Source organism: Methylocella sp. (genome assembly GCA_037200525.1).
In the GTDB taxonomy this organism is placed as follows: domain Bacteria; phylum Pseudomonadota; class Alphaproteobacteria; order Rhizobiales; family Beijerinckiaceae; genus Methylocapsa.
On sequence record JBBCGG010000001.1, the window covers coordinates 3,459,370 to 3,482,460 of the forward strand.

Below are 23,091 nucleotides of genomic sequence, written 5' to 3' on the forward strand. Positions count from 1 at the left end.
ACTCTCTTTGTCGCCGCCTAGCCTCGGCCATAAGGTAAGGCGCCAACCAGCGGATAACAAATCGCCGGTTACGTGTGAATCACGCGTCCATAAGCGTCGAGCACGCTTTCGTGCATCATTTCTGAAAGCGTCGGATGCGGGAACACCGAATTGATCAGCTCTTCTTCCGTCGTTTCGCAATTCATTGCGACGACAAAACCCTGGATCAGCTCGGTGACTTCCGCTCCGACCATATGGGCGCCGAGAAGCTTTCCGGTCTTGGCGTCGAATATGGTTTTGACCAACCCCTCGGGTTCGCCAAGCGCAATCGCCTTGCCATTTCCGATAAAAGGAAAACGGCCAACCTTCAGCTCGAAGCCTGCCTCCTTCGCTTTCGCCTCAGTGAGGCCGACAGAGGCAACTTGCGGATTGCAATAGGTGCAGCCCGGAATCATCGTCTTATCCATCGCATGGGGATGGAGGCCCTTGATTGCCTCGACACAGATAACGCCTTCATGCTCCGCCTTATGTGCAAGCATCGGCGCGCCGGCGACGTCGCCTATTGCGTAAACGCTGGCGACGTTGGTGCGCCCAAAACCATCGGCCTTGATGACGCCGCGCTCGATGGCGACGCCAATCGCCTCAAGCCCGAGGTTCTCTATATTGCCAAGGACGCCGACGGCGGAAATCATCCGTTCAGCCTGAAGCGTCTGCGTCCCGCCCTTGGCGTCCTCGATCGTCGCGATGAGGCCATCGGACTTCTTCTCGACCTTGGTTACTTTGGTCGAGGTGAGGATCTTTATGCCCTGTTTTTCAAATCGTTTGCGCGCATGGGCCGAGATTTCCGCGTCTTCGACCGGTAAAATCTGCGGCAACACCTCAACCACAGTCACGTCCGCGCCCATGGTCCGATAAAATGAGGCGAATTCAATTCCGATCGCGCCAGAACCCACGACGATCAGGCTTTTGGGAAATGCGTCGGGCTTCATCGCCTCGAAATAGGTCCAGATGAGCTTGCCGTCCGGCTCGATGCCGGGCAACGCGCGGGGCCGCGCGCCCGTCGCGACGATAATATGCTTCGCTTGGTATGCCCCCTCCCCCAAAACGCCTTTCGGAATCGGGTTTTGCGGCTGCACCGCCGCCTTCTGGGAGGCGCCGACCGCGACTTCGCCCGGCTTTGTAATCCTGGCTTCGCCCCAGATCACATCGATCTTGTTTTTCTTCATCAAAAAGCCGACGCCGGCGTTGAGCTGCGCTGAAATAGCGCGCGAGCGTTTCACCACCGCGCTGAGATCGAATCCCGCCTTGCCTTCCAGCGCCAGCCCGAAATCCTTTGCGTGGTGCATATAGTGGAAGATTTCAGCCGTGCGCAGCAATGCCTTGGTAGGAATGCAGCCCCAATTCAGGCAGATGCCGCCGAGGTGTTCGCGCTCGACGACCGCGGTCTTGAAGCCAAGCTGCGCGGCGCGAATGGCCGCCACATAGCCGCCCGGGCCGCCGCCGATGATGATGATGTCGTATGGATTAGCCATGGCGGCCTCTTGTTTCCGCCTAGCCTTGTGGCGAGGGGTCAGCGATCGAGCGGCTCAAACCAGCATCCCCATTGGGTGCTCGATCAAATTCTTGAACGCCGCCAGCAATTCGGCGCCTAGGGCTCCGTCGATCGCGCGGTGATCGGTCGAGAGAGTCGCGCTCATCAGCGTTGCGACGGCCGGCGCGCCATCCTTAACGATTACGCCCTGTTCGCCCGCGCCGACGGCGAGGATCGAGGCGTGCGGCGGATTGATGATGGCGGAGAAGCTCTTGACCCCCAACATGCCGAGGTTCGAGACGGCGGAGGAGCCGCCCTGATATTCCTCGGGCTTCAGCTTGCGGACGCGCGCTCGCGCGGCATAGTCCTTCATCTCGTTGGAGATCATCGACAAGGTTTTGGCCTCGGCCGCGCGGATGACCGGCGTGATCAATCCGCCCGGGATCGAGACCGCGACGCCGACGTCCGCATGCTTGTGTTTCAGCATAGCGCCTTCGGTCCAGGTGACGTTGGCGTCCGGGACCCTGATCAAAGCTAAGGCCAAAGCCTTGATGATGAAATCATTGACCGAGATTTTGTAGGTCGGCTTACCGTCTTTGTCGCGCGGCGCGGCGGCGTTGATCGTCTCGCGCAAGGCGAGCAAAGCATCAAGCCCGCAGTCGACGGAAAGATAGAAATGCGGGATCGTCTGGCTGGCTTCGACGAGCCGCCGAGCGATGGTTTTCCGCATCGAATCATGCGGAATTTCCTCGAACGAGCCCGTCGCAAAATATTTCTTGATGCTTTCGTCGGAAGGCGCAGAGACAGGCGCGGAGCCTGCCGACGGCGCCGACAGAGGCGCCGGCGCCTTTGCCGTCTGCGCGGGCTTGCGCTCCAACGCCGCCTTCACGTCGCGCTCGATGATCCGCCCATGTGGGCCAGACCCATCAATCGCCGCAAGATCGAGACCCGATGTCTTGGCGATGCGCCGGGCGAGCGGCGAGGCGAAAACGCGAGCCTCCCCATTGAGAGAATTGGGCGCGGCTGAGGGCAGAGACGCAGCGGCGCTCGAAGGCGCGGCGACGGGAGCCGCTGCGGGAGGGGCGGCCGCAGCCGATGGCGACGGCGCTTTTGTCGATGCCGCCGAGGCATCCTCTCCCTCGCCCGCAATAACGCCTATGACGTCATTGACGGCGACGTCGGCGGTTCCGTCGGGAACGACAATCTTGGCGAGAACGCCTTCATCGACCGCTTCGACCTCCATGGTCGCCTTGTCGGTCTCGATTTCGGCGAGAATATCGCCGGACTTAACCTTGTCGCCTTCCTTCTTCAGCCAACGGCTGAGATTGCCTTTTTCCATAGTTGGCGAAAGCGCGGGCATGAGGATGTTGATAGGCATGGTGGGCTCACATTTCGAGCAGGACGCTAACGTTAAATCTGCTTATGCCACGGGCTTAACGGTAGAGCACGGCCTTCGCCGCGGCGATGACTTCGCCAACATTTGGAAGCGCGAGCTTCTCAAGATTTGCGGCATAAGGCATGGGGACGTTCTTGCCGGTTATGCGCAGCACCGGCGCGTCGAGATAATCGAAGGCGCTCTCCATTAACAGCGCAATGATTTCGGCTCCGACGCCGCTCTGCGGCCAGCCCTCCTCAACGGTGACGCAGCGGCCGGTCTTCTTCACCGATTCAATGATCAGGGCGCTGTCCATCGGGCGAATTGTGCGCAGATCAATGACCTGCGCCTCAATTCCTTCCTGAGCGAGTTCTTCAGCGGCCTTGAGAGCATAGACCATGCCTATGCTGAAGGAGACGATGGTGACGTCTCGACCCGCCCGCGCGATGCGCCCCTTGCCGATCGGAACCAGAAAATCATCGATCTTCGGAACCTCGAAATTGTGGCCGTAGAGAATTTCATTTTCGAGGAAAATTACCGGATTGGGGTCGCGGATCGCGCTCTTCAGCAGCCCTTTGGCGTCGGCGGCGCTATAGGGCGCAACCACCTGTAGGCCAGGGACATGGGAAAACCAGGCCGCGTAATCTTGGCTGTGTTGCGCCGCCACCCGCGCGGCCGCGCCATTTGGGCCGCGGAAGACGATCGGACAACCCATCTGACCGCCCGACATATAGAGCGTCTTCGCGGCCGAGTTGATGATTTGATCCATCGCCTGCATGGCGAAGTTGAACGTCATGAATTCGACGATGGGGCGGAGGCCAGCCATGGCGGCGCCAACGCCAAGCCCGGCGAAGCCATGTTCGGTGATCGGCGTATCGACCACGCGTTTGTCGCCGAATTCCTGCAGCAGCCCCTGCGTGATTTTATAAGCGCCCTGATAGTCGGCGACCTCCTCGCCCATGATGAAGACGCTGTCGTCGCGGCGCATTTCCTCGGCCATGGCCTCGCGCAACGCCTCGCGCACGGTCATTGTGACCATAGCTGTTCCAGCGGGAAATTCGGGGGCGCGGTCAACCTTGGCGGACGCGGGCGCAGCAAGCGCTTCCGTCCCCATTTTGGCGAGGGGCTGCGGCTGTTCGGCGGCGGGAGCAGCGCCATTGCCGGCGGGGGGCGCGGCGCGGGGCGGAGGCGATGCCGCCGCCGAGGCGTCTTCGCCAGCGCTGGCGATGACGGCGATTGGCGTATTCACCGCGACATTGTCGGTTCCATCCGGCACCAGGATTTTGGCGAGGGTGCCCTCATCGACAGCCTCTACCTCCATCGTCGCTTTGTCGGTTTCGATCTCGGCGAGGATATCGCCAGAACGCACGGCGTCGCCTTCCTTTTTCAGCCACTTTGCGAGCTTGCCTTGCTCCATCGTCGGCGAAAGCGCGGGCATGAGAATATTGGTCGCCATAGAGTTCCTCGAAAATCGATTCTTGAAGCCGCCAGAGCCGCTTAGACGAGAATGTCGGTCCACAATTCGGCGGGATCGGGCTCCGGGTCATGCGTGGCGAAATCGACCGCCTCCGCGACGACCGCGCGAATTTCGGCGTCGATTCCCTTCAGCTCGTCCTCGCTGGCCTGATGAGCGCCAAGCAGGCGCAGCCGCACCTGCTCGATCGGATCATGCTCGTCGCGCATTTTCTGCACTTCTTCCTTCGACCGATATTTCGCCGGATCCGACATCGAATGTCCACGATAGCGATAGGTTTGCATTTCGAGGATGATCGGGCCCTTGCCGGCGCGGCACCATTCAGCGGCGCGTTCGGCGGCGGCCTTCACGGCGCGGACATCCATGCCATCAACCTGCTCGCCCGGAATATTGAAGCTTTGGCCGCGTTTGGAAAAATCCGTCAGCGCTGACGACCGGGACACGGAAGTGCCCATCGCATAGCGGTTATTTTCAATAATATAGACCGCCGGGAGCTTCCAGAGTTCGGCCATGTTGAAGCTCTCGTAGACTTGGCCTTGATTGGCGGCGCCATCGCCGAAATAGGTGAAGGAGACATTTCCATTGTTGCGATAGCGATCGGCGAATGCAAGCCCCGTGCCGAGCGGAACCTGCGCCCCGACGATGCCGTGTCCGCCGTAAAAGTTTCTGCTTTTCGAGAACATATGCATCGAGCCGCCCTTGCCTTTCGACAAGCCGCCTCTGCGCCCGGTCAGTTCAGCCATGACGCCTTTGGGATCCATTCCGCAGGCGAGCATATGACCATGGTCGCGATAACCGGTAATGGTCTGATCGCCCCCTTTGGCGATCATCATGACGCCGACGACCACAGCCTCCTGGCCGATATAAAGATGGCAAAATCCGCCGATGAGGCCCATGCCATACAGCTGCCCGGCCTTTTCCTCGAAGCGCCGAATTAAAAGCATGTTGCGATAGGCCTTCAACTCCTCCTCTTTGGTGAAAGGCGCAGGGGTCGCAGGCGCGCTGGACGCTTTCCGCGGCGCGGTCTCGCCGCGGATGGAGGGGGATGCATCGGTCATGAAGAGCCTCTTTGCGATCGGCGCAGCGGTCAGAAGAGTCGCCGAAGAATTAGCGCAGCTGTCGACCAAAAGCGAGCCCTAAACGGAGCGGTAGCGAAACAGGCAATAATGCAAAGGTTTAGCTGGCTACGACCGGCGCCCCGACAGCCTTACTGAGCGGTTTTTGGCAGAAATACGATGAGATCATTCTTGTCGGCCCGTCCGAGAAGGCTGCGGGCTTGCTCGTCGAGCAGGTCGCGGTCAAGCACCGCACCCCTCATCAATTCAATCCTGTGTTGCCACAAGGCGCGGTCCGCCTTGAGGCCATCCAATTCCTTGCTCAATCCGGCGATTTTCAGCTGATATTCGTCCTGCGTCTTCAAACCGCGCTCGCCGTTCATGGCGTGCCAAACGAAATAGCCGCCAGCCGCGCCCGAGACGCAGTAGAGACAAAGAGGAAACAGAATTGCACGCGCGCGCCTACGAATGACCATCCGGCGATGGTCGCCGATCGAGGTTAGCAATGAATTAAAGCAGAGCTTCAGTGCGCGAGGCGCCAAGCTCCGAAAGCGAGACTGAGCAAAGTCAGAGGCAGCCCAACCTTCAAATAGGCAAAGAAGGAAATCGCCACGCCAGCCCGCCTCGCCCGTTCAGCCACGATAAGATTGGCGATGGACCCAAGCAGGGTGAGATTTCCGGCGAGCGTCGAGCTCATGGCGACGACCAACCAAGCTTGGGTCGAATCCGACAAGCCGTTAACCAAGGGTTGCAGGACCAAGACGGCTGGAACGTTACTGACGAGATTTGACAGAACGCCGGTCACGCCGGCGAGGATCCAGGCATTGTCCAGATGCAGCCGCCCTACCGCCGCCATCGCTTCCGGCGTCAAAATGGCTTTTTCCGCTTCGGCGACGACAATGAATAGGCCGGCGAACATCAGCAGGAGGCCGCCGTCAATTCCGGCGTAGATTTTTTGCGGCTTGATCGTACGCGACGCAAGGAGCAGCGAGCCCCCAATAATTGCCGCCTCGGCGACCGGAACGCCGGCGAAAAAGCCAACGACGACGCCAACGGCCACTAGGGCGGATTTGCCGATCTGCCAAGGATGGACGCGTGGCCGCGGCATCCCGACATTGGCTTCAAAGGCCCTCGAGAACTCTCCGCGATGCGCAAGCGCAATGAGGCAAAATGCCAGCGCAAGGGCGACGGCGGCCGTCGGCGCGAGCTGCATCGCAAATTGCGCATAGGGGATATGCGACGCAACGCCGATGATCATATTCTGCGGGTTGCCGGTAAAGGTGGCGACGCTGCCCGCATTCGACGCCATTGCGACGGCAAGCAGATAAGGGACGGGGTCGCGCCGCAAGATGCGCGTGACCTCAATGACGAGCGGCGCCATCACGAGGCATATCGCATCATTGACGAGGAAGGCGGAGAAAAAGCCGGTTACGGCGATGATCGCCGCCAGCAATGCCAGCGGCCCGCGCGCGCGCTTGATGGCGAACCTGCCGGCAAGCTCGAAGAAACCCGAGACGCGCAGATGAGCGACAATAATCATCATACCCAAAAGCAGAGTGATCGTGTCGAGATTGACCGACTTCAGCGCATCTTCGAAGCTAAGCGGCCCGACTGCGACCATGAGGGCGGCGCCGATGAGCGCAATCCCCGCCCGGTCGGTCCGCAGCAACGGCGCCCGCCCGGCGGCGATGCCCGCTAAAGTCGCCAGGAAGCTCGCGATGGTCGCGATCATCCGCCAATCGAGCGGCATAAAATTCACCGCGCCGGCGCCACGGCTTTGCCGGCCTGGCGCCGATCGAGATCGAGCGTTTCAGACATCCCCCGAAGATAGAGGAGAAATCCGCAGGCCGCCACAGCTCACGGGACAAGTACCGGCAACAGGATGGCGCGCTTTTTCACTCGGCCGGCAACGGCGCCTGTTCGCGCGAGGGGACGACCGCTTTCGCGGCGTGAGGCAGCCGCCATCCCTTGACGATCGCGAAGATCGCCGGAATGACGAGCAGGGTGAGGAGGGTGGACGATATCATCCCCCCGGCCATAGGAACGGCGATGCGCCGCATGACTTCGGAGCCCGTACCCGTGCTCCAGAGGATCGGCAGCAGTCCGGCCATGATCGCCACGACGGTCATCATTTTCGGCCGCACGCGCTCGACGGCGCCTTCCATGATCGCAGCCTGAAGATCGGCGCGGGTGAGCGCCGCGCCTTGCAGCAGCCGTTGTTGCCGGATTTCGCTCAGCGCATGGTCGAGGTAGATCAGCATCACCACGCCTGTTTCCGCCGCCACGCCCGCCAGCGCGATGAACCCGACCGCGACCGCGACGCTAAAGTTGTAGTCCAGCCACCACATCAGCCAGATGCCGCCAACGAGCGCGAAGGGCACGGAGAGCATCACGATCAGCGTCTCGGCAATGCGTCCGAAGTTGAGGTAGAGCAGAACCAGGATGACGACGAGCGTCGCCGGGATCACAACTCGCAGCTTGGCCGCGGCGCGCTGCAGATATTCGAACTGGCCGCTCCATTCGACATGATAACCGGGCGGCATTTTAACCTGCGACGCCACCTTTCGAGACGCCTCAGAGACGTATCCGCCGAGATCGCGGCCTTGCAAATCCACGTAGATGTAGGCCACGGGCTGGGCGTTCTCGGTGCGGATGCTGGGAGGACCCATGGTGACCCGCACCTTGGCGATCTGACCCAACGGAATCATCGCGCCGCTCTTCGTGGGCACGAGCACCTGGTTCGCGATCGCCTCTGGATCGTCGCGGAGCGCGCGCGGATAGCGAACATTCACGCCATAACGCTCGCGTCCTTCAACTGTGGTCGTCACCGTCTCGCCGCCGAGCGCCGCGGCGACCACCTTCTGTATGTCATCCACCGATAGGCCGTAGCGCGCGGCGCCTTCGCGGTTCGGCTCGATCTCCACATAGTGGCCGCCTTGCTGCTTTTCGGCGAAAGCGCTCGTCGTGCCCGGCACGGCGTGAACCACCTGCACGATTTCGGCCGCAAGCCGGTCCAACTCACGCAAGTCCGGGCCAAACACCTTCACCCCGACTGGCGTGCGGATGCCGGTGGACAGCATATCGATGCGGGCCTTGATCGGCATGGTCCAGGCGTTGCTGACGCCGGGAAGCTGCAAGGCCGCATTCATCTGGGCGATGAGTTTGTCAATCGTCATTCCGGCCGGCCACTCGCTCTCGGGCTTGAGGTTGACGATTGTCTCGCTCATCTCGACCGGCGCCGGGTCGGTCGCGGTCATCGCGCGACCGGCTTTGCCGAACACCGATGCGACTTCCGGGAACGATTTGATGATGCGATCCTGCGTTTGCAGGAGCTCCGCCGCCTTCGTCACCGAGAGCCCCGGCAGCGTCACCGGCATGAACATCAACGTGCCTTCGTTGAGACTCGGCATGAACTCGCTGCCGAGCTGCGAAGCCGGCTGGACCGTGACCGCGAGCACGGCGATGGCGGCGATCACGGTGAGGACTGGAACGCGGAGCACGAGGCGGATCACCGGGCGATAGATCCAGATCAGCGCCCGATTAATGGGGTTCTTCGCCTCGGGGATGATGCGGCCGCGCACGAAGTAGAGCATCAGCACAGGCACCAAGGTGATCGACAGGATGGCGCCGCCCGCCATCGCGAACGTCTTGGTATAGGCGAGCGGTTTGAACAGCCGGCCTTCCTGATCCTCGAGCGCAAAGACCGGCAGGAAGGCGGCGACGATCACCAGCAGGCTAAAAAACAGCGAGGGGCCGACCTCCTTCGCCGCGGCGATCAGAGCCGGGCCGCGCGGCTCGCCGGGCTTCAGCCGCTCCACATGCTTGTGGGCGTTCTCGATCATCACGATCGCGGCGTCCACCATGGCGCCGAGCGCAATTGCGATGCCGCCAAGGCTCATGATGTTGGAGCCGATGCCGAGCGCATGCATGCCCGTGAAGGCGATGAGGATGCCGATCGGCAGCGTCAGGATCGCCACCAGCGCGCTGCGGAAGTGCAATAGGAAGATGACGCACACTGCGGCGACGATCAGACTTTCCTCAACCAGAGTGTGCTTGAGCGTGTGGATCGCGCCGTCGATGAGCTGCGAGCGGTCATACACCGGCTGGATTGACACGCCCTCGGGCAAACCCGGCTTCAACTCGTCAAGCTTGCTTTTGATGTTGTCGATCGTCGTCAGCGCATCCGCGCCGTCGCGCTTCAGGGCTATGCCGCCCACGACCTCTCCCGTCCCGTCCATCTCGGCGATGCCGCGCCGCTCGTCGGGGCCAATCTGGATTCTCGCCACATCCTTCAGCATGACCGGCGCGCCGGACCCGTTCGGGTCGGCTTTCAGCACCACGTTTTCGAGATCTTGCAAGCCTCGCAGATAACCGCGGCCGCGAATCATGTATTCGGTTTCGCTCATTTCAATCGTGCGGCCGCCGACGTCGCGGTTGCTTGCGCGAACAGCGTCGGACACGCCATCGAGCGAGACGCCATAGGCTTGCAGCTTGCGGGGATCGACGACAACCTGATATTGCTTCTCGAACCCGCCGACGCTCGCAACCTCGGCGACGCCTTTGGCGGTCACGAGCTGATAGCGAACGATCCAGTCCTCTATGCTGCGCAGTTCGGCGAGGGTCCGCTGCGCCCCGAGCACGACATATTCGTAAACCCAGCCGACGCCGCTTGCGTCCGGACCCAACGCCGGCGTCACGCCCTCCGGCAGACGCTTGGCCGCGAAGTTGAGATACTCGAGGACGCGCGAGCGCGCCCAATAAAGATCGGTCCCGTCGTCGAACACCACATAGACGAAGGACAGGCCGAAATCGGAGAAGCCGCGCACCACTTTGGCGTGCGGCACGGCAAGCAGCGCGGTGGTCAGCGGATAGGTGACCTGATCCTCGACGACCTGCGGCGCCTGACCCGGATACTCGGTATAGACGATGACCTGCGTATCGGAGAGGTCCGGCAGCGCATCGAGCGGCGTGTTGGCGACCGACCACACCCCGACGCCGACCAGGATCAGCGTGGCGAGCAGCACCAGCATTTTGTTGCGGGCGCAAAGTTCAATGAGGCGACCGATCATTGCGCGGCTCCTGGTTTTTGCATCTCTGATTTGGGCGACCCTTGCTCGGAGTCGTTGCCGGTGGAAAAACCCTGCAGGGCGGCTCGCAAGTTGCTCTCGGCGTCGATCAGGAAGTTAGCGCCGACCACCACGCGCTCGCCGACCTTGACGCCTTCGAGCGCCTGCACGCGGTCGCTGGAGCGCGCGCCGAGCTTCACCGCGCGCGGCTCGAAGCGACCCTCGCCTCGATCGACCAGCACGATTTGCTTGGCCCCGGTATCGAGCACGGCGGAATCGGGCACGGTCGGCATCGGCTCGCCGCCGGCCGGCGAGTCAATCTGCACGCTGGCGTACATGGAAGCGCGCAAGGCGAGGTCAGCGTTCGGCATCGCGATGCGCACCCGCCCGGTCCGCGTCTCCGGCGTCAGGGATGGGTAGATGAAGTCCACCGTTCCCTCGAACGTCCGGCCCGGAAAGGAGACGAAATTCGCGCGCGCCTTCTCTCCAGGCTTGATGGCGCCGATATCCTGTTCCTGCACCTCGGCGATCAGCCACAGGGACGCGAGGCTGGCGGTTTTATAGAGCGCCTCGCCGGGTTCGACGCGCATGCCCTCCTGCGCCGGCTTGTCGATGACGATCCCGTCCTCCGCGGCGCGGATCGTTATTCGGCGAGCGGCGACGCCGGTGCGGCGCAGCCTGGCGATCTCGTTCTCGGGAACATCGAGCGCGCGCAGGCGCTGGATGGCTGCGGCGGCTAAGGCGCCCGGATCGCCGTGGCCCATCGCGCGGCCCATTTGGGCGGCGGCGATATATTCCTGTTCGGACGCCACCAGCTCCGGCGAGTAGATCTCGGCCATCGCCACGCCACGCCTGACGGAGTCGCCGGTCGCGGCGACATCGAGATGTTCGAGCCAGCCGGAAACTTTCGTCGTGACCATCGCGAGATGACGTTCATCGAATTGCAGATAGCCGGTTGCCTGCACCGTGCTAACCAAGGCGGGACTGAGCTCGACGAGTTCTGTGCGCACGCCGAGGGTCTGCATGCGGCCCGGCGTGATGCGAACCGTCCCGGGCGCGTCGCCTTGCGCGCCTTCATCGGCGTAGACCGGGATGTAATCCATCCCCATGGAGTCTTTCTTCGGCCCCGGAGAGGTGTCGGGCAGGCCCATCGGGTTGCGATAATAGCGAATGCGGTGACCCTCGCCGGACGCCTTGGCGGGCGACGCCGGCGGGACGGCGTCGTCCGACGCGGCCTTGTCCTCGAACGCCGGCGCGTAATCGCGCCCGTCGCCGGTCTTCTTCGGCTCGGCGGCATAGAACGGTTTGCCATCCGGGTCTTGATAGAAGAGCGGCGCCCGCATGGGCTCGGCGGCGGCGGCGTCTGTCGCCATCGCGCTCGGCTTTTGCCAGCCAACCCAAGCTCCCGCCCCCGCAAGCGCGGCGAGCAGCGCCAAGACGCTTGAGCGGGTCACAGCTCGCCCCCGATCAGCCGTTCAATCGCGGCAAGCTCCACTTGCTCCTCCAATTGGGTCTGCAGAAGCGTGAGCTCCGCCTCGTGAATCCGATGCTCGGCGGCAATGGCGGCTTCGAGTTCGCCCTTGCCCTGACTATAGTTCGCAAGAACGGTCTGAAAGGTTGCATGCGCCTGGGGCAGCGCCTCCCGACGGATCAGCGCTTCGGCGCTTCGCGCCGCGTGCAGCTTTGCGAGCGCCTCACCCAGAGCGCCTTCGATCTCGAGCCGCGTCGCGTCATAGGCCTGCTGGGTAGCTCCGAGCTTTGCCGCGGCTTCCTGCTGTCCAGACGCCTCGCGTCCCCAGGGCAGCGGAATGTTGAGCCCGACCGTGGCGGCGCCCCCGACCGGCCGATTGTTGGTTTGAATCAAGGGGCCTGCGCCGACGGTCAAGTCCGGATACCAGGCTTTATCCGCGAGCGCGCTGCGCGTGCGCGCCGCGGCGATATCGGCGGCGCCGGCCGACAGCATGGGATTGGCGGCGCGCGCGCGATCGAGCAGCGCACCAGGCCGCGGCTCCGGCGACGGCATCGATCGCAGAAGCCGCGGCTCCGCGAGCGGCGAATCCGCGGGCTGCGCCACCAATGCGTTGAGACGGGCGCGAGCTGCGTTGACTTCGCCCTCGAGCCGCGCCGCCTCGATCTTGGCGGTCGTTGCTTCCCCAAGCGCCCGGATCACCCCCGCCTGGTCTCCGCCGGCTTGGTCTCCGCTGGGCTGGCTGTAGCGTGCGCTGGCGGCGGCGCTCATTTGCTCCGCAAGACCCGCGACCTCGCGGTTCACGGCGATGTCGCGGGTCGCCAAATAGTATTGGGCGTAGGCGACCTTGATGCGCTCATCGAGCGCATCTTGCGCCGCCCGTTCGCGTCCGCGCGCGGCGTCGACGTCCGCGAACGCCGCCTCCCGGCGCAGGTCGAGCTTGCCCCACAGCGGGAGGAACTGGGTCACCATCACCGTATGGGCGCTGAACACGCCTGGATTTTTGTAATATTGATAGCTGTCGGTGATGGTCGGATCGTCCAGCGCTCCCGCGCCCTCCGCCTTCGCCGAAGCGGCGGCGGTTTCGAGGGAGGCCGCCCGCAATTGCGGGCTGAGCCTGTGAGCCGCCGCCAGCAGCCCCTTGACGTCCGCGCCGAGGGAAACCGGTTTGGATTGGGCGGAGGCTCCCTCCGCCGATCCGATCGACAGCATGGCTCCGACGAAAAGGCGCCCGATGGCCGGGGCCGACCATACGAGCAGGCTCGGGCGACTCGCGCGGAGGATCACGGCGCGGCCTCGAGAACGAGCTTGCTCTCGACCGTTCCAGTCTCGCCCTGGACTTTGGCTCCCAGCGAAAGCTGCCAGCTGCCGGCCATGCTGACATCCGCCTTGAACTGGTAGATCCCCGGCTCCGCGCTTGGCGCCGGCGTCACCTTCGTCGTCATTTCCTGCATGCCCTCGGGGGCCATATCGAGCCGGGTTGCGAAGATGACTGCGTCGGGAACGGCCTTCCCATCAGGCTTGTGGACGAGCCGCACCGACAGGATCGCCTCTCCTTTCTTGATGTCCTTATTCACGAGTTGAAATTCGTAATCCTTGATGTCTGCGCGGCTGAGGGCTGTCGACCCGATCAAGACAAGCGCACTCGACGCCGCCACAGCGACGCGCTTCAACATGGAAGCCGACATGATGTTGTTTCCTTAAATCCTTGATTCCAGATTGCCCAATGGGCAGCGCTTCCGTCGCAAGCATCGACGGAATCAGGGCCGTGCGCCGGCGCGAGCCATGCGTCAGCCCCGACCGGCTAAACGCCGGTCAATGGAATCAGGATCGAGGAGGAGGAGGCGACGGCGGCAGCGACCGGCCGTCCTTCAAAATGGCTTCGAATTCCAAAGCCGCCAACTTCGCCGGCATGCGAGTCACCGCCGCCGCATCTAAGGCCGGTTCGGCGATCCAGAACGCGGAAACACATAGAGCCTGGAGAGGGCAACTCTTTCCGCAGCAATCGGGCGTCGTCTTCGACGACGAGCCTTCATGGATCAAAACAGACGCCGCGCTCGATGCCATGCCCGCCATGCAGTGGACAGCACCCCCTGCCGCCATTGACGGGCGAGCAAATGGACCAGCTAAAAAGCCGATCATCACCAAGGCTGTCGCTGCAAGACGCAGACATATCCAGATCTTCATAGCTCAACCAATCCCAGATTTGTCCCGGTTATGCAAGATAGCTCTGGCCGCTCCGCCAGAAGAATGGCGTCGCCACCGCGCCACGGTTATGGACAGGCGCGGGCATCCGCAAATGAGATGGTGGCGCAGGCAGCTAATTCAATGCTGATGCTCGCCATCCATTGGCGCTGCGCCGCGACCGTCGCCTTTGGGGCAGCGCTGTATTGTCTATATTTCCTTATGACGAAAAGTTCTTCGTCCGCGCGCCGCCAAGTATGGCCATTTCAAGCCAGCGGCTGGCGATGACGCCTTGAGCGTTCTTGGCGCATCAAGACAGCAAACGCATTATTGCGCTGGCGCAGTCACAGCAGGATTAGGGTCCAGACTCACAACCAGTAGCAAACGGTAGCGGCGATGCAGACTGTCGCGAGGAAGTTTATGGCGTTTCGGTCGTAGCGGGTAGCCACGCGCCTGAAGTCTTTCAGGCGGCAGAACATGCGTTCGATGGCGTTGCGGTTTCGATAGAGGAAGGGCGAGAAGCAGTTCTTCCACCTGCGATTGGCCTTGGGCGGGATATTCGGCATAGCTCCGCGCTCCTCGACCTGCCGACGGATCGCATTTGCGTCGTAGCCCTTGTCGCCATGGAGGATTTCGCAAGGAGGAAGTCGCGCGATAAGCTCCGCGCCCGCCGAGCAATCGGCGATTTGGCCGCCGGTGAGCATGAAAGACAGCGGGCGGCAGTCCGCATCGGTCAATGCGTGGATTTTGGTTGTGCGCCCGCCGCGCGAACGGCCGATGGCCTGATTCTTCTCCCCCCTTTGCCGCCACTGGCCGAGCGATGCGCCTTGACCGCCGAGGAGTCGATGAGGACCTGCGCCGGCGGCCCGCCTGCTTGCGCAAGCGCGTGGAACAGATCGATCCAAACGCCCTTAGCAGCCCAGCGAACGTAGCGATTGTAGAGAGTCTTCTTTGGCCCGTACTCCAGCGGCGCGTCAATCCAGCGTCCGCCAGATTTCAGCACATGAATGATCCCGCTGATCACCCGGCGATCATCGACGCGCGCCTTGCCGCGCGTGTCCGTGGGAAGATGCGGCGCGATCTTCGCGAACTGCGCGTCCGTCAGCCAGAATTGATCCCGATTCATAGTCGCTTCCTTTCGGAAGCTGTGAATCACAATCCGCCTGTCACGCCAACCATTTTATGGGTCTGGGCCCTAGGGACGCCGCTGGCGCGGTCTTTCGGATTTAGGCGCTTCGCCTCGAGAAAATCGCTTGCGCTTCTATCGATATCGCCTTTTGCCTTATAGGCGACGCCGCGGTTGAGGAATGCATCGCCGTCATTCGGATTGAGGCGGATAGCTTCGTTATAATCGGCTATGGCGCGGTCGTGATCGCCATTCGCTGCGTAGGCGACGCCGCGACTGATGAATGCGACCGCGTTATTCGGATTGAGACGGATCGCATCGTTGAAGTCGGCGATGGCGTGGTCATGATCGCCCTTGGCCTCATAGGCGACGCCGCGGTTATCGAACGCTATGGCCTCCTTCGGATCCAGGCGGATAGCCTCGCTGTAATCGGAGATGGCGCGGTCGTGATCGCCGCCGGCCGCGTATGCTATGCCGCGACCGATGAATGCGGTCGCATAATTCGGGTTGAGGCGAATCGCGTCGCTGAAGTCGGCGATGGCGTGGTCATAGTCGCCTTTGGCTTCATAAGCGGCGCCGCGGTTATCAAACGCCACGGCGTCCTTCGGATCGAGGCGAATCGCCTCGCTGAAGTCGGCGACGGCGCGATCTAAATCGCCCTTTGCCTTGTAGGCGAGGCCGCGGTTATCAAATGCGACGGTCGCCCTGGGATCAAGGCGGAGAGCTTCGTTGTAATCGGCGATGGCGCGATCAAGATCGCCCTTTGCCTTGTAGGCGACGCCGCGATTTTCGAACGCGATGACGTCTTTAGGGTCAAGGCGGATCGTTTCGCTGTAGTCGGCGATGGCGCGATCAAGATCGCCCTTTGCCTTGTAGGCGACGCCGCGGTTCTTCAGCGCAAAGGGGTCATTGGGATTGAGGCGGATCGCTTCGCCGTAGTCGGCGATGGCGCGATCAAGATCGCCTTTCGCCTTGTAAGCAATGGCGCGGTTCTTCAGCGCAATTGCGTAATTCGGTTTGAGACGGATGGCTTCACTGTAGTCGGCGACGGCGTGATCGAGATCATTTTTTGCTTTATAGGCGATGCCGCGGTTCTCGAATGCGATGGCGTCGCTCGGGTTGAGACGGATCGCTTCGCTGTAATCAGCGATGGCGCGATCGTGGTCGCCCTTGGCTTCGAATGCGACGCCGCGGTTGATGAATGCGGCAGGATTGCTTGGATTAATTCGGATCGCCTCGCCGAAGTCGGCGATAGAGCGGTCGTGGTCGCCTTTGGCTCTGAATGTGACGCCGCGGTTGATGAATGCGGCGGCATTATTCGGATCGAGGCGGATCGCTTCGCCGAAATCCGCGATGGCGCGGTCATGATCACCCTTGCTCTCGTAGACGGCGCCGCGATTGCCGAACACGACTGCAAGGCCCTTGCCGGAAATCTTCCCCGATGCAATCAGATTCGTGCAGGCGGCCAATGTCGCATCAGCGGGCAAGGCGTTGGAGCCGCAGACGCTTGCGTCATCCGCCAAGGCTGGCACCGGGAACCAGATCGCCATGGTCCAGAGCAGCGCCAAGCCAAACCTGAGAGACATGCCAATACTCCTTCTGTGATTGTCCGGCGTTTTCATAAGGAATGCTTATCGGGCCGCTTCAAATAAAACCAAACGAAGAGCCTTTCACGCAAAGATTTCGCTCAATCCACGCGGCGATTGCAATGACGTACGATGCCGCTCCCTTACAGCGAAAGTTCGGGGCGTAGGCCTTTGGGAAGTAGCGTGAAGCCGTCGCCGCGCGCTCCGGTTGGCGATATGACAAAAACCGTCAAGAGACAATCTCGCGCCCATTTCCGGGCTTTCGGTCGGACCGATTTCGAGATCGCGATCGGCGCCTTTATCGTAAGACCAGACCTGCACTGTATTGTCGGGGTCTATCAGGTCGAGCGCCTGGACAATTTTTGGCAGCGCTGACGAAGAACATCAGGCTTGCCGTCAATATCGATCACAAGGAACCGGCCGATATATAGTACCTATTCTATAATACTCGGCAATTACTCCATACACTCATGGATTTTATCCTGATATTTCGGGAGTTTTTCTTTCTTGTGCGATCTAGGCTAGATGCCGCAGGATGCCCATTGCTGCGTAGTGAGCGGCTCCGGCAAAAGAGATTGTAATTGTAGATGTCGAATTTCCTCCGAACCCGCGCCTCTATGCGAACGCGGCTCATTCTTATTCCAACGGCGCTTCTTGGCCTTGGTATAGCCATTGCAATTTTCGTCACGCTTTATGATTCAAAAAGCCGCATCGATTCGGAAATCGCCTCGGGCGTCAATCTTGGCAGTCTGCTTATCGAATATGCGCTCGACAACGTCAGCGTTTCACCAGATCCGGAAGAAGCGCTAAAGCAACTGCAACTCGAATTGTCGAAGGTCCGCCATATCTCCGTCAGCTATCTGCCGAGCCCCGGCGAAGCGCTGGATGCGCCGCCGACAAGCGCCCAAAATTCCGAGGCTCCAAAGTGGTTCTTGGATTTGTTCCAAGCGCCAAAATTGGTCAAATCCTATCCTGTCTTTGTCAACGGCCGGAGAGCCGGCCAGCTCGTCATGTGGACGCGCCCATCCGATGAAGTAGCCGAAATTTGGGGAAGCCTCGTCTTTCTGACCGGATTGCTTGGCGCGGTTTCAATATCGATCGTGAGCTTGATTGCGCTAACTGCGCGACAAACCCTGAAGCCATTGAATGATCTGATGGACGGTTTGGGCCGTTTGCAACGCGGACAATTCGACGATCTCGGCGAAATCCGAATTGTTGAACTGCGCGACATCGGCGAGCAGTTCAACCGGCTTGCCCGTAGCCTCGCCCGCACGGAAGCCGACAATCATCTGCTGATCGATCGCTTGATGTCCATTCAGGAGGCTGAACGCAAAGAGCTCGCGCGCGAACTGCACGACGAATTCGGCGCTTCGCTTTTTGGCATTAGGGCCGGCGCCGCCTGCATTATCGAAGACGCCTCATCGGAGGCGAATGAAGAACGAATGCAGGAAATCGTAACTCGCGCTGCGGCCATCTCGTCGCTGGTCGATACCATCCAAAAGCAGAACTACCGCATTCTCGAGCGCATTCGCCCCCTGATCCTTCATCAGATCGGGCTCGTCAACGCCATCGGCGATCTTGTCAATCAGTGGCGCGCCGCTCACCGCGATGTCGAGTGCGATGTTGATCTGCCGGAAGACCGGCTCGCTTTGAGCGAGGACGTCAGTTTGGCGACGTACCGCATAGTGCAGGAATGCCTGACGAATGTGGCGCGTCATGCAAAAGCACAATTCGTTCGAGTCGCCGTGCAATGGCTTGGTCCCAAAGAGGGCGCGGCAGCCGAACACGATATCCATTGCATCCAAGTCTCGATTGAGGACGATGGGATCGGGCTTCCGCCAGATTTGCGATTCGGATTTGGTCTTCTTGGAATGAGCGAACGCGTGCGCAAGCTCGGCGGGCGGCTCACTATCGGCAACGGACCGCATGCGGGAACCTTGATAGAAGCAATCATCCCCCTGGCTGGATCACCAACTCAAACAATATGGCCGGTTTATTCGAATCCTGAGGATCTTGAGGCATGAGCGATCAGGTGAAAGTGCTGGTGATCGAAGATCACCCGATCGTATGGGATGGCTGTCAGCGCATTCTCAGTCGCCGCGCCGATTTTATCGTCAAAGAAGCGATGTCCGCCGCGATCGGAATTGCCCTGAACCGGGAATTTCTTCCCGATGTGATTCTGCTGGATGTGGGGCTGCCCGACGCAAGCGGCTTCGACATTATATCGGAGCTTATGGCTGACAATGAGCAAGTCAAGGTCGTCATCTTCACGATGTATGAAGCAACCAGTTTTGTGACCTTAGCGCTGGAAAAGGGCGCGGCAGGCTATACCACCAAGAACGATGATCCGAACACGATCCTCCAGGCAATTGACAAGGTTCGCGCTGGGTCCATCTACCTCGGCCAAGCGGTTGCTCAGAACCTTGCGATGAATAGTCTGGCGCGGACCAACGGTCCTCTGCGCGAATTGAACGACAGGGAACGACAGATCATAGCCCTTCTGGGCGAGGGCAAAAGTTTAACGGAGATTTCGGTTCAGCTCGTCCTTGGCTACAAGACCGTCGCCAACGCCGTCACCGTCATCAAACAGAAGTTGAGAATTCCAACGAGTTCGGCGCTGATTAAATTCGCTGTGGAGCTGAAATCGGGGTCATGACGTTTGGGCGCCCGCGGCGGCGTAGCCGGCTGGCCGGCCTTTGATACGCGCCGGATCCTAGCGCCCTCGCAACTCGACGGTGTAAGGGGTTCTAAAGGCGAGGATTGTCTTGCGCCGATCTGCCGCTCTCAGTTGGCTGAGCTCATACGCCCCTCCAACTGAGCATCCCCAAGGGGTAAGCGGCGATCCCCGCGGGGCTATTTTAGCTGCCGGGTTTTTGATCCCGCTTCCGCGTGCGGTCGATCAATCTGATAGCCATCCGTCAAGGTCTGGAGGAACGCGATCACGTCCGCGATTTCCTTATCGTTCAATGCGGGCTTATCGCCTTTCACGCGGTCAAACGGCGCGTCCGCCACATCGACATTGCCTTTATATTCTGGCGGAAGGTCGTCATAAGCATCGATTTCGCCGTTTGCGAGCTTCGGATACCATTTGGCGGCATCTATTTCACGCTCGACATAAAAATGCATGACGGCGTCGAGCGAATGGAAGAAGCCATTGTGGAAGAACACTTTGCGCGTCGCCACATTGCGCAATGTGGGGGTCTTGAACAAGCCGCAATAGGAAGCCGCCTGGGCGTAATCTTTACGGAACGGACCGCAGAGCCCAAGATCGTAATAATGCGGATCGCTGTTGGCCGGAATATCGCGATTGCGCGGCCCGGCGAGCGCCTCAAACTGATAATCGGTGAACGCCGGCTGGAACATTCCATCGCGTGACGGCTTGTCGATATGGCACGACGAACAATTGCCCTTGAGGGGATCCTCGAACAGCTTCATGCCCCGCATTTCAGCCTTGCTGAGCTGAGTCTTGCCGGCGAGAAACGCATCAAATTTGCTGTCGTAAGGATGGAAACTTGGATCTTCTATCTGGAAGCGAACCAATGCGAATAGAGCTTCGTTCAGAGCGAGGTCTGGCTGCTCGAACACATGCTCTCCGAACAATTGCTTCATATCGTCCGCGTAGGCGGCGTGCTTGAGGCGGTCGAGCGCCTCATCGGCGTTGCTGTTGTTCATTTCATTCGGGTCGAGCAACGGCCCAAGCGCCTGACTTTGCATGGTGTCCGCCCGGCCATCCCAATCTAGGCCGCCCTGCGGAACGTTCGCCTCGGCTGCGGCAAGCAAAGCGTTGCCCTTGTCGGCCTTGGCGACCGCAGCAACCTTGACACCAGCGGCTGGCTTGACCGCCGCCGCGGGGGCTTCCATATCCGGTATCGCCGGGTTAGGGCCAATCGTGAAGTTTGGATTGTGCTCCAGATAGCGCAGCGACGGCGTCGCTCGCACGCCCGCGCTTTTCATCTCTGGGCCGCCCAGTTGCACTGCGAGATCGTTGGGCGGCGCATATGCATTCGCGGGACTATGGCACGAGGCGCAAGCAAGCTGCCCAGAGCCCGACAATGAAGGATCGAAGAACATCTTGCGGCCCAATTCCGCAACCGCGGAAAGCCCCTTCGGCTTGGTGGAGACGCCGGTAGCTCGAGTCGCATGACCTTCGCCGTCGGTCAGCAGGATGCCGAGGGCCAGAGGCATGACCAGCGCCACGGACAGCAAGGCGGACATCCGCATAGACGGGGCCCGTTTGAAAATCGATGCGCCTTCGAAGAAATGCTTCATTGAAAATGATCGTCAATTGGAGAACGAGAAAGTCACAAATTGGGGCGGACCAATCATCTCTGTCCGCCCCAAAAGCTCGCGTCTATGGACGCTCGCGCTTAGTTACTTAGTTAATTGGCGTGCCGTCGATCGCGTCGAGGATCAGCACCTTGTTCGGCTTCTGATTAAAGTCAAACATGCCTTCGATCGATCCGGCGACGTTGTCGTAGGAACCTTCACCGGTCCGCTCGCCCTTGAGCCAGTTGTCTTCGATAAAGCGAAGGATCGATGCTTGGTCCGTCAAGGAATGATCGACGAAATTCGGCTTCGCGAAGGGCGAAATGACCAGCAGAGGCTGACGCGTGCCGTAGCCGCAGCGGCCGTTGACGGGTCTGCCGTTGACGCCATGCAACGCATTGCGCGGGGGTTTGCCGGGCGTCAGCTTCTCGTCGCCGATGGGGCCGCATTCCTGCGCAGTCAGGAACGCATCCTGAGCGCTGGTCGAGGGATTGAAGACGTGATTTTCGTGGTCGTACCAGCCATCCGAGTCGTCATAGGCGATGATCACCGCCGTGCTATCCCAGTCGGGGCTTTGCTCCAGCGTATTGATGATGCTCACGACGAAGTTCTGCTCGTCGAGCGGATCCGAATTGCCCGGGTGAGCGTCTTGGAAGGACGCCGCCTTCAGGAAGCTAACCGAGGGGAAGTTGCCCGATTCCACAGCCGCGGTGAAGTCGTTGATGTCATACTGGTGATTGGCTCCGCCGTCGTTCGACTTGCCAATGACCTTGATTGATTTCGGCCGCGTATGGTTGGGATTACGCGTCGACGCGTAATATTGGAACGGCTGATGATGCTGCACATAGTCACCCTCATTCGCGCCGGTGACCGACGAGAACGTGCTGCGGGCGCAGCCGGTGGTGCCGTTGGCGTTGACCGTGGTCAGGTCGAAGCCGCCCTGGAACCAGCCCCAGGTGATATTCTGCTCATTCAAGAGGTCGCCGATGTTTCTGCCAACCATTTCGCTGGTGGGGTTGGTTTTGGAGGAGCAGACGTCCAAGAATGGATCGCTGTCGCCGAACATCGTGAAGCCGCCCTGACCGTCGTCAACGAGGTTGTTGCCCTGGCTGGCGCTGGTGATCTGCATCCCGGCAGTGGTGAAGCCCAACGCGCCGTTGGTTTGTCCGGAAATCAGATTGATGGCGCCCGGCGTGGACGGACCAAATTGCGAGCTGTATGAATTATCGTTCATCGCGAAGTGCTGACCATAATTCCACAGCGCAGTGACCGTGTTGCCGTCGTAATAACCCATTACGAGGCCCTTGGTGTCGAAGACGCCGGTCCCGCCGGTGCCGGCCGTGCCGGTGTTCTTCGGGAACAGATCCATCTTGCCGTCGTCGAAAGCCGCCTGCTCGGGTCCATAGGCATGGTTCTGATCGGCCGTGTGGGCCTGAGAGCGATCGAGACGGAACGGGTTTGCGGCGCCAGCGCCGTTGGCCGGGTTGAGGTTCGGATTGCGGATCAGCAAAGCCTCATTCAATCCGTCGATTTTCGGCGTGTTCGCGCGGGCCTTGAAAACTGGCTCCCCAGTCGGATTCGTCGCCTTCGGATAGGTGCCGAAATAATGATCGAATGATTCATTCTCGCCGAAAATGACGACGAGGTGCTTGATGGGGGTCGCGGTGCGAACCGCGCCCTGCTTGCTCTCAGGCGACTTCCTGAGTTCGGCGCTGACGGCCGGGCTGATGCCATTGGCGGCGATCAGCGCAGACAAAAAAAGGCGGGTGCCGCCTTGTAACTATGTCGTTGCATGAAACTCTCTTTGAATGGTGCAGAAAAGGGCTAAGCGCCGCTGACTGAAGGACGAAAAATCCGTTGCAGGCGGCCCTTTAATAGGGAAGAGACACGACACAAGAAAGACAATTATAACACACTAAAATGACAATCGACATCAAGATGCAAGGCTGTACATGACAAAAGCAATAAGGAAAATGGAGAA

General features: G+C 60.7%; 16 protein-coding genes. 2 read left to right on the forward strand and 14 right to left on the reverse strand.

Annotation, left to right across the window (positions count from 1 at the left end; genetic code table 11):
- Positions 1-68: 68 nt before the first annotated feature.
- From lpdA to WDN46_17125, 12 genes are all read right to left on the reverse strand, one after another.
- A complete protein-coding gene (lpdA, locus tag WDN46_17070; protein ID MEJ0095061.1) occupies positions 69-1,511 on the reverse strand; it encodes a dihydrolipoyl dehydrogenase in 1,443 nt (480 codons plus the stop codon).
- A gap of 54 nt (positions 1,512-1,565) precedes the next feature.
- Complete coding sequence (locus WDN46_17075) at positions 1,566-2,888, reverse strand: pyruvate dehydrogenase complex dihydrolipoamide acetyltransferase (GenBank protein ID MEJ0095062.1); 1,323 nt, start codon at positions 2,886-2,888, stop codon at positions 1,566-1,568.
- Positions 2,889-2,943: 55 nt separating this feature from the next.
- A complete protein-coding gene (locus WDN46_17080; protein MEJ0095063.1) occupies positions 2,944-4,341 on the reverse strand; it encodes a pyruvate dehydrogenase complex E1 component subunit beta in 1,398 nt (465 codons plus the stop codon).
- Positions 4,342-4,382: 41 nt separating this feature from the next.
- Positions 4,383-5,417, reverse strand: coding sequence for a pyruvate dehydrogenase (acetyl-transferring) E1 component subunit alpha (gene pdhA, locus WDN46_17085; protein ID MEJ0095064.1), 1,035 nt, complete (start codon positions 5,415-5,417; stop codon positions 4,383-4,385).
- A gap of 149 nt (positions 5,418-5,566) precedes the next feature.
- Positions 5,567-5,956 carry a septum formation initiator family protein gene (locus WDN46_17090; GenBank protein MEJ0095065.1) on the reverse strand — a complete coding sequence of 130 codons (390 nt, stop codon included), beginning with the start codon at positions 5,954-5,956 and terminating at the stop codon, positions 5,567-5,569.
- A complete protein-coding gene (locus WDN46_17095) occupies positions 5,938-7,164 on the reverse strand; it encodes an anion transporter (protein MEJ0095066.1) in 1,227 nt (408 codons plus the stop codon). The genes WDN46_17090 and WDN46_17095 overlap by 19 nt, the downstream gene beginning before the upstream one ends.
- Positions 7,165-7,309: 145 nt before the next feature.
- A complete protein-coding gene (locus tag WDN46_17100) occupies positions 7,310-10,483 on the reverse strand; it encodes an efflux RND transporter permease subunit (GenBank protein ID MEJ0095067.1) in 3,174 nt (1,057 codons plus the stop codon).
- Positions 10,480-11,934 (reverse strand): efflux RND transporter periplasmic adaptor subunit, encoded by a 1,455-nt coding sequence (locus WDN46_17105; protein MEJ0095068.1) that lies wholly within the window; start codon positions 11,932-11,934, stop codon positions 10,480-10,482. Before WDN46_17105 ends, WDN46_17100 begins: the two co-directional genes overlap by 4 nt.
- Entirely contained in the window at positions 11,931-13,235 is a 1,305-nt protein-coding gene (locus WDN46_17110; GenBank protein ID MEJ0095069.1) for a TolC family protein, read from the reverse strand. The genes WDN46_17105 and WDN46_17110 overlap by 4 nt, the downstream gene beginning before the upstream one ends.
- Entirely contained in the window at positions 13,232-13,636 is a 405-nt protein-coding gene (locus WDN46_17115) for a FixH family protein (protein MEJ0095070.1), read from the reverse strand. Before WDN46_17115 ends, WDN46_17110 begins: the two co-directional genes overlap by 4 nt.
- An 864-nt stretch (positions 13,637-14,500) precedes the next feature.
- Positions 14,501-15,258 (reverse strand): IS5 family transposase gene (locus tag WDN46_17120; GenBank protein MEJ0095071.1). Its coding sequence is split into 2 segments (ribosomal slippage): positions 14,501-14,919 and positions 14,919-15,258, totalling 759 coding nucleotides; the frame shifts between segments, so codons are not numbered across the junction.
- 26 nt (positions 15,259-15,284) lie between these two features.
- On the reverse strand, positions 15,285-16,844 hold the full coding sequence (locus tag WDN46_17125; GenBank protein ID MEJ0095072.1) for a tetratricopeptide repeat protein: 1,560 nt from the start codon (positions 16,842-16,844) through the stop codon (positions 15,285-15,287).
- A gap of 617 nt (positions 16,845-17,461) precedes the next feature.
- Here WDN46_17125 and WDN46_17130 point away from each other — a divergent pair.
- Both WDN46_17130 and WDN46_17135 read left to right on the forward strand, forming a co-directional pair.
- Positions 17,462-18,868, forward strand: coding sequence for an ATP-binding protein (locus WDN46_17130; GenBank protein MEJ0095073.1), 1,407 nt, complete (start codon positions 17,462-17,464; stop codon positions 18,866-18,868).
- Positions 18,865-19,500, forward strand: a complete 636-nt coding sequence (locus WDN46_17135) for a response regulator transcription factor (GenBank protein MEJ0095074.1) — start codon at positions 18,865-18,867, stop codon at positions 19,498-19,500. The genes WDN46_17130 and WDN46_17135 overlap by 4 nt, the downstream gene beginning before the upstream one ends.
- A gap of 197 nt (positions 19,501-19,697) precedes the next feature.
- On the opposite strand, the gene WDN46_17140 is transcribed toward WDN46_17135, so the two are convergent.
- Positions 19,698-21,113 carry a cytochrome c peroxidase gene (locus tag WDN46_17140; GenBank protein ID MEJ0095075.1) on the reverse strand — a complete coding sequence of 472 codons (1,416 nt, stop codon included), beginning with the start codon at positions 21,111-21,113 and terminating at the stop codon, positions 19,698-19,700.
- Positions 21,114-21,219: 106 nt separating this feature from the next.
- Positions 21,220-22,866, reverse strand: a complete 1,647-nt coding sequence (locus WDN46_17145; protein ID MEJ0095076.1) for an alkaline phosphatase family protein — start codon at positions 22,864-22,866, stop codon at positions 21,220-21,222.
- Between the last annotated feature and the right edge of the window lie 225 nt (positions 22,867-23,091).

Coding starts and splice junctions, on each gene's coding strand:
- lpdA (MEJ0095061.1), bottom strand. CDS start 1,511: ATGGCTAATCCATACGACATCATCATCATCGGCGGCGGCCCGGGCGGC.
- WDN46_17075 (MEJ0095062.1), bottom strand. CDS start 2,888: ATGCCTATCAACATCCTCATGCCCGCGCTTTCGCCAACTATGGAAAAA.
- WDN46_17080 (MEJ0095063.1), bottom strand. CDS start 4,341: ATGGCGACCAATATTCTCATGCCCGCGCTTTCGCCGACGATGGAGCAA.
- pdhA (MEJ0095064.1), bottom strand. CDS start 5,417: ATGACCGATGCATCCCCCTCCATCCGCGGCGAGACCGCGCCGCGGAAA.
- WDN46_17095 (MEJ0095066.1), bottom strand. CDS start 7,164: ATGCCGCTCGATTGGCGGATGATCGCGACCATCGCGAGCTTCCTGGCG.
- WDN46_17100 (MEJ0095067.1), bottom strand. CDS start 10,483: ATGATCGGTCGCCTCATTGAACTTTGCGCCCGCAACAAAATGCTGGTG.
- WDN46_17115 (MEJ0095070.1), bottom strand. CDS start 13,636: ATGTCGGCTTCCATGTTGAAGCGCGTCGCTGTGGCGGCGTCGAGTGCG.
- WDN46_17125 (MEJ0095072.1), bottom strand. CDS start 16,844: ATGTCTCTCAGGTTTGGCTTGGCGCTGCTCTGGACCATGGCGATCTGG.
- WDN46_17130 (MEJ0095073.1), top strand. CDS start 17,462: ATGCGAACGCGGCTCATTCTTATTCCAACGGCGCTTCTTGGCCTTGGT.
- WDN46_17135 (MEJ0095074.1), top strand. CDS start 18,865: ATGAGCGATCAGGTGAAAGTGCTGGTGATCGAAGATCACCCGATCGTA.
- WDN46_17140 (MEJ0095075.1), bottom strand. CDS start 21,113: ATGAAGCATTTCTTCGAAGGCGCATCGATTTTCAAACGGGCCCCGTCT.